The organism is Actinomycetospora sp. C-140, assembly GCF_054796175.1.
Window position 1 is genome coordinate 55,498 of record NZ_JBTWNF010000027.1, and the last position, 6,616, is coordinate 62,113.

Annotated in this window: 7 protein-coding genes; 4 read left to right on the plus strand and 3 right to left on the minus strand. The window is 75.3% G+C overall.

The features are described from left to right. The first annotated feature begins 2 nt into the window (after window positions 1-2). On the plus strand, window positions 3-1,019 hold the full coding sequence (locus ACR9E3_RS30805) for a phosphotransferase family protein (RefSeq protein WP_460384792.1): 1,017 nt from the start codon (window positions 3-5) through the stop codon (window positions 1,017-1,019). Here the strand turns inward: ACR9E3_RS30805 and ACR9E3_RS30810 are convergent. From ACR9E3_RS30810 to ACR9E3_RS30820, 3 genes are all read right to left on the minus strand, one after another. Then, window positions 989-1,966: an RNA polymerase subunit sigma-70 gene (locus ACR9E3_RS30810; protein WP_460384794.1), complete on the minus strand. Its 978-nt coding sequence runs from the start codon at window positions 1,964-1,966 to the stop codon at window positions 989-991. The two genes, ACR9E3_RS30805 and ACR9E3_RS30810, sit on opposite strands and share 31 nt — an antisense overlap. Next, window positions 1,963-2,700 carry an SDR family oxidoreductase gene (locus ACR9E3_RS30815; protein ID WP_460384795.1) on the minus strand — a complete coding sequence of 246 codons (738 nt, stop codon included), beginning with the start codon at window positions 2,698-2,700 and terminating at the stop codon, window positions 1,963-1,965. Before ACR9E3_RS30815 ends, ACR9E3_RS30810 begins: the two co-directional genes overlap by 4 nt. 82 nt (window positions 2,701-2,782) lie before the next feature. Further along, complete coding sequence (locus ACR9E3_RS30820; protein WP_460384796.1) at window positions 2,783-3,667, minus strand: LysR family transcriptional regulator; 885 nt, start codon at window positions 3,665-3,667, stop codon at window positions 2,783-2,785. Between the two features lie 79 nt (window positions 3,668-3,746). Here ACR9E3_RS30820 and ACR9E3_RS30825 point away from each other — a divergent pair, with 79 nt between their 5' ends. The 3 genes from ACR9E3_RS30825 to ACR9E3_RS30835 form a co-directional block, all read left to right on the plus strand. Next, window positions 3,747-4,748, plus strand: coding sequence for a substrate-binding domain-containing protein (locus tag ACR9E3_RS30825; protein ID WP_460384798.1), 1,002 nt, complete (start codon window positions 3,747-3,749; stop codon window positions 4,746-4,748). 88 nt (window positions 4,749-4,836) lie between these two features. Further along, the gene (locus ACR9E3_RS30830; RefSeq protein WP_460384799.1) at window positions 4,837-6,072 is read left to right on the plus strand and encodes an alpha/beta fold hydrolase; all 1,236 of its coding nucleotides are present in this window, start codon (window positions 4,837-4,839) and stop codon (window positions 6,070-6,072) included. Continuing rightward, window positions 6,069-6,616 (plus strand): TetR/AcrR family transcriptional regulator (locus ACR9E3_RS30835; RefSeq protein ID WP_460384800.1); only part of this gene is annotated, 548 nt, incomplete at its 3' end. The genes ACR9E3_RS30830 and ACR9E3_RS30835, both read left to right, overlap by 4 nt.

A 6,616-nucleotide genomic window follows, 5' to 3' on the forward strand; every position in this document is an offset into this window, starting at 1 on the left:
GCATGCTGGCACGCGACGAGACCGACGCCGTCGCCGCGTGGCTCGCGTCCTCCGGACTCGGCGACGGGCCGTGGACGTTCGAGCCGCTCGCCGGCGGCACGCAGAACCTGATGGTGCGGGCGGCGGGGCCCGACCGGCGGCTCGTCGTCCGCACCGGGCCCCGGCACCTGCGCAAGGGCAGCAACGCGGCCATCGAGCGCGAGATCCGGGTGCTGGGCGCCCTCGCGACGACCGACGTCCCGCACCCGCGCCTGCTCGCGACGGCCCCGGCCGACGGAGTCCTGCCGGGACGCGTCGTCTACGCCATGGCGGACGTGCCGGGCGTGAACGTCGCGACCGGGGTGTCGCCGGCGCAGGCCGCCGACGCGGGCCTGCGGTACGGGCTGGGTCCGGCGATGGTCGATGCGCTGGCCGCCCTGCACGCGGTGGACGTCGACGCGGTCGGGCTGGGCGACGTCGGCAACCCGCAGGGGTTCCTCGCGCGCCAGGTGCCGCGCTGGCGCGACGAGCTCGCGCGCTACCGCGAGGTCGACGGCTACCCGGGCTTCGGCGACGGGACGGACGACGTGGCCGACTGGCTCGAGCGCGGACTGCCGTCGTCCGGCCCGCCCGCGATCGCGCACGGCGACTACCACCTCGCCAACGTGCTGGTCGACCCCGACGGCTCGGCGGTGACCGCGATCGTCGACTGGGAGATGGCCACCGTCGCCGACCCCCTGCTCGACCTCGGATGGCTGCTCGCCACCTGGCCCGTGAGCGGCACGGACCTCGGCTGGGCGCGCGTCGAGGGCCTGTGCGGCGAGGACGAGCTGGTCGCCCGCTACGCCGAGCGCACGGGCACCGATCCGGCCGCCGTGCCCTGGTACGCGGTGATGGCGTGCTTCAAGCTCGGCGTCCTGCTCGAGGGCACCTACGTCCGCGCGTGCGCCGGCCAGGCGCCGGTCGACGTGGGGGAGCGCATGCACGCCTCCGCGCGCAGCCTGATCGCTCAGGCCCGCGCGCGGATCGCGTCGGCCTGATCGTCCGGGGCGAACAGGCCGACGAGCGACGGGTCGTTGAACGAGGTGATCCGGGCGACCCGGCCGCCGGCGAGGGTGAGGACCTGGACGCCGTAGGGGAGCTCGGCGTCCGCCGTCCGCCGGTGCACGACGAGCGCCGGCTGCCCGTTCGCGCCCGCCGGACGCATCGTCCAGCGACCCCGGCCGAGGACCCGCGCGGCGAGGAAGCCGACGACGGCGTCGCGCCCGGTGAACCACGAGGGGATCGGGGGCATCTCGAGCTCGACGTCGGCGCGCAGCAGGGCGACCAGCGCGTGCGGGTCGGCGCGGGTGAAGGCGTCGACGTAGTCGTCGAGCAGCGCCCGACGGTCCGCGGGTTCGACGAGGTCGTCGGGCACCGGGGCGGCGTCCGCGAGGTGACGCCGGGCGCGGCGCAGCAGGCCGTCGACCGCGTCCGGCGTGGTCTCCAGCATCGCGGCCACCTCGGTGGTCGTGAACGCGAGGACGTCGCGCAGCGTGAGGACCGCCCGCTGGCGGGCGGGGAGGAACTGCAGGGCGGCGACGAACGCGAGCCGGACCGTGGCGCGGGCGGCGGCGACGGTCGCGGGGTCGTCGACCCCCAGCGACGTGTCGGGGGCCGGCTGGAGCCACGGCACCGACTCCCGGGGCTCGCCGACGGCCACCCGGTGGTCGTCGAACGGGGCGGCGAGCCCGGACGGCAGCGGGCGCCGGGGGCGGGTCTCCAGCGCCGAGAGGCACACGGTCGTCGCGATCGCGTGCAGCCAGCGGCGCACCGGGGCACGGCCCTCGAAGCGTCCGAAGCCCCGCCAGGCGCGCAGGTAGGTCTCCTGCACGAGGTCCTCGGCGTCCTGGGCCGCGCCGATCATCCGGTAGCAGTGGGCGAACACCTCGCGGCGCCACGGCGCGGTGAGCGCCTCGAAGCCGGCCGCGACAGGAGCACGGTTCACCCGAGCACGCTCGCACCCGCGCCGCCGATCCGGTACTCCGCGGCCGCCCCGTCGTCCGTGGCGACGGCGAGCACCGTGTCGGCGACCTGCTCGGGCGTCAGCACCGGGGCGAGGCCCGCCGCGAACGCGTCCGGGTCGACGCCCTGGCGTGCCGCGTACCCGGCGACGGCGAGCGCGCCGAGCCCGGTGCGCGGCGTGAGCTGGGGCAGCAGGGCGTGGAAGCGCAGGTCGAGCCCCGCGCGCTGCGCCTCGTCCTGGGCATAGGTGCGCAGGAAGCGGATCGTCGCCTTGGCGCCGGCGTAGCCCCCGGACAGCGGCGACCCCGCCAGCGCGGCGCCGCTCGACATCGCCACCACGACGCCGCCCGGCGCCATCGGCACGCGCAACGACGCCCGCATCCAGGCGAACGCCTGCCGGACGTCGACGTCCCACGGGCCGCGGAAGGTCTCCCAGGTCTGGTCGGCCAACGGCGCCATGTGCGGGGCGGCGCCGGCGTTGAGCACGAGGAGGCCGGGCTTGCGCTCGGCGATCAGCGTCGCGGCGACGTCCTCGTCGGTCGCGTCGGCCGCCACGGGGACGAAGCGCTCGCCGAGGTCGTCGCGGACGGCGTCGAGATCCCGGGGGCTGCGCGCGACGCCGACGACCTCGCTGCCGGCGGCGACCAGCGCCGCGGCGATCGCGCGACCGAAGCCGCGGCTCGCGCCGGTCACGAGGGCGGTGGTGGGGACGGGCATGACGGCCTCCGGTGCTCGAGGTGCGATCGGTCGCCCGTCGAGACCGGGGAGGCGCCGGGAATCCGTCGGGAAGTGACCGGGGTCACACGCCCGTCGCCCGCGTGAGGTGGGCGCCGAGCGCCCGGGCGGCGGGGGAGAGGTGCTGCTCGCCGCGGTGGATCAGGCCGATCGGCGGGTGCCGCAGGGCGGGGCGCACCGCGTGGACGCCGACGGGTGGCCCGTCGTCGCGGACGGTCGACGCGGCGAGCAGCGCCACGCCGAGACCGGCGGCGACGAGGGCCTGGACGTCGGCGGGCGTCGGCACCTCGAAGGGCACGTGCGGCCGGAACCCCGCCTCGCCGGCGGCGGTGTCGAGCACCCGGCGCAGGCCGCTGTCGGGCGGGAGGCAGACGAACGGCTCGTCGCGAAGGCCGGCGAGGTCGATCCGCCGGGCCCGGGCGCGCCGGTGGCCGGGCGGGGTGAGCAGCACCAGCTCGTCGTCGCGCAGGGCCGTCGCGGTGTGGTCGGGGGAGAGGTCGTCGTGGACCGGCCCGACGACCAGGTCCAGGACGCCGGCGTCGAGATCGGTGAGCAGGCCGGCGACGAGGCCGGAGCGCAGCGTCAGGCGGACGCCGGGGTGGTCGGCGGCGAACCCGGCGAGGGCGGCGGGGAGGTCGAGGCCGGCGAGCACCGGCGTCGCGCCGAGCACGACCCGGCCCCGCAGCACCGCCGCCAGGTCGGCGGCCTCGTCGCGGGCGGTGTCGAGCTCGTCGAGGACCCGCCGTGCGCGCGCCAGGAAGAGCGTGCCCGCCTCCGTGAGCCCGACGCGTCGCGTGGTGCGGGAGAGCAGCCGCACGCCCAGCTCATGTTCGAGGCGGCGGATCTGCGCGGAGATCGCGGGCTGGGCGATCCGCAGGTGCTCGGCGGCGCGGCTGAACCCGCCGTGGCGCACGACGGCGTCGAAGTAGACGAGCTGGCGCAGCTCCATGTGATCTATCGTGCTGCGTTATCAGTTGCCGCTCAACATGCTCTTGGACTTCTCGATCGAGCGGGATGAGGCTAGGCTCATGGCTTTCCCGCAGATCACCGTCGCGACCGCCCGCTACGACCACGTGCGGGCCCTCTTCGACGGCACCGTGACCTTCGGCGGTGTCGACGCGTCGTTCTCGAGCGCCGACCTCGTCTCCGACATCTTCGACCGCATGGTCCGGGAGCGGGCCTTCGACGTCGCCGAGCTCGGGCTGACGTTCTACCTGCGCACCCTCGACCTGCCCGACCCGCCGTTCGTGGCGCTGCCCGTCTTCCCGGCCCGGCACTTCCGGCACTCGGCGATCTACGTCAACACCGCGAGCGGCATCCAGAAGCCGCAGGATCTCGCGGGGCGGACGGTCGGCGAGTTCGCCACCTGGGGCACCGATCCCGGCGTGTGGCTCAAGGGCATCCTCGCCGACGAGTACGGCGTCACGCCGGACCGGTGCCGCTGGATCATCGGTGGCGCCGACGAGCCGATGGCGCCGTTCGACTTCGTGCCGCTGCGCCACCCGTCCTCGGTCGACGTCGCCCCGGCCCCGGCGGGGACGGCGCTCGGGCCGATGCTCGAGGCGGGCGAGATCGACGCGCTGATCTCGGCGCACCCGCCGCGGTGCGTCCTCGACGGCTCGCCGCACGTCGCGCGGCTCTTCCCGGACGTCGTCGACGTCGAGCGGGACTGGCACGCCCGCACCGGCATCTTCCCGATCATGCACACCGTCGTCGCCCGCAAGGAGCTGCTCGCCGAGCACCCCGGGCTCGCGCGGACGCTCCACGACGGCTTCTGCGCCTCCCGCGACGCCGCGCTCGCGCACTACGAGTTCCGGCGCGAGACCCAGCAGATCGACGTGATGGTCCCGTGGTTCTCCGAGCTCTACGAGGAGAACCGGCGCCTGCTGTCCACCGACTGGTGGCCCTACGGCGTCGCCGGCAACCACACGGCGCTCGACACCTTCCTGCGCTACTTCCACGAGCAGGGCCTGTCCGACCGGCGGTGGGCGGTCGAGGACCTGTTCGTCTCCGAGCTTCTCGACACCTGACTCTCGTCGTGAGAGCAGACTTGCACGAGTGGCCCCGCGGGGTCTAGCGTCGGTCGTGCGAGTTCACTCTCACGAGAGGTGGCCGGTCATGGTCGAGGTGTCGGTCGTCGGACCCGACGACGGAGAGATCACGCTGACGAGCCCGGTCCGCATGCGCATCCTCGAGGACGGGCGGACCACCGACCACCGGCTGGGGCTGGGGGAGATCACGGTCGCGCCGCACACGGACGGCCCCGCCCAGCACCGGCACGCCCAGCACGACGAGGGCTTCTACGTCGTCTCGGGCACCGCACGGTTCACGGTCGGCGAGACGAGCGTCGACGCCGGCCCGCGGACGCTGGTGATGGTGCCGACCGGGGCGCCGCACACGTTCGCGAACCCGGGCGACGAGCCCGCGGTCATCCTCAACACGTTCACCCCGGACCTCTACGTGCAGTACTTCCGCGACCTCCGCTCGATGATCGAGGGCGGCCAGGAGCTCTCCGGCGACGCCGTCGCGGGCGTGATGGCCAGGTACGCGACGGAGCCGGCGACCTCCTACGCCGCCGCCCCGTCGTCCGGCGTCGTGCTGTCCGACGGGCTGGCGCTGAGCGTCGACGACCGCGGCACCGGCCGGCCCGTGCTCGTCCTGCACGGCGGTGGCGGCCCGGCGTCGGTGGCGGGCTTGTCGACGATGCTCACCGACCTCGGGCTGCGAGTGCTGACGCCGACGATCCCGGGGTTCGAGGGCACCGACCGGCCTGCCGGCCTCGAGTCCGTCCCGGACCTCGCGCGGACCTACCGCCGCCTGCTCGACGACCTCGGTCTGCGCGACGTCACCGTCGTCGGCAGCTCGGTCGGCGGGTGGGTCGCGGCGCAGATGGCGCTGGAAGAACGGGCCCACGGGACGCGGCGGCTGCGCGACGTCGTCCTGATCAACGCCGTCGGCGTCGACGTCCCCGGCCACCCGATCACCGACGTCTCGGCGCTGCCGCTCGCCCGGCTCGCCGACCTCAGCTACCACGACCCCGACCGCTTCCGGGTCGATCCGGCGCTGTTCTCGGAGGAGCGCCGCTCGGCCATGGCGGACAACGCTGCGGCGTTCGCGACCTACGCCGGCGACCCGTACATGCACGATCCGGCCCTGCTCGGGCGGCTGCCGGAGGTCGGCGTGCCGGCGCTGGTCGTCTGGGGCGAGAGCGACGGGATCGTCGACGTCGACTACGGCCGCGCCTACGCCGCGGCGCTGGGCGCGGAGTTCGTGACCGTCCCCGAGGCCGGGCACCTGCCCTTCGTCGAGCGGCCCGACGCCGTGCGCGAGGTGTTGGCGCCGGTGCTGCGGTGACCGCCCGCACGAACCAGAAGGAGCGCACGCGCGGTGCCATCGTCGCCGCGGCCCGGGAGCTCGCGGACACCGGCGGCGAGGTGACGATGCCCGGCGTCGCCGCGGCCGCGGCGGTCTCCGAGGCCACCGCCTACCGCTACTTCCCCGACCTCGTCTCCCTGCTCGGCGAGGCGATCCGGCGGGAGGGTGCTGCGGAGGCGATGGCCCCGGTGGCCGACAGCGCCGACCCTGTCGAGCGCGTTGCCGCTGCCGCCGAGGTGCTCGCCCGGGACGTGCTGCGGCGGCGGGGGGCGGTGCGGGCCGTCCTCGCGGGTGTGATCACTCGCCCCGAGGTGGCCCAGCTGCGACCCGGATACCGGTTCGAGCTCATCGAGTTCGCGTTGGCGCCGTGGCGGGGTGCTGTCGACGACCTCGTGCAGGACCTCGCCATCGTCGTCAGCGCCGAGGCGGTGCTGACCCTCCTCGACCTGTGCGGGCTCGACGACGAGCGCGCCGTCGCCGGCGTCGTCCGCACAGCCCGAACGCTCACCCGAGCGGCCTTCCC

What these genes read in the sequence shown, in the direction of transcription:
- ACR9E3_RS30820 (WP_460384796.1), bottom strand. Translation starts at nt 3,667, where the DNA reads ATGGAGCTGCGCCAGCTCGTCTACTTCGACGCCGTCGTGCGCCACGGC.
- ACR9E3_RS30830 (WP_460384799.1), top strand. Translation starts at nt 4,837, where the DNA reads ATGGTCGAGGTGTCGGTCGTCGGACCCGACGACGGAGAGATCACGCTG.
- ACR9E3_RS30815 (WP_460384795.1), bottom strand. Translation starts at nt 2,700, where the DNA reads ATGCCCGTCCCCACCACCGCCCTCGTGACCGGCGCGAGCCGCGGCTTC.
- ACR9E3_RS30825 (WP_460384798.1), top strand. Translation starts at nt 3,747, where the DNA reads ATGGCTTTCCCGCAGATCACCGTCGCGACCGCCCGCTACGACCACGTG.
- ACR9E3_RS30805 (WP_460384792.1), top strand. Translation starts at nt 3, where the DNA reads ATGCTGGCACGCGACGAGACCGACGCCGTCGCCGCGTGGCTCGCGTCC.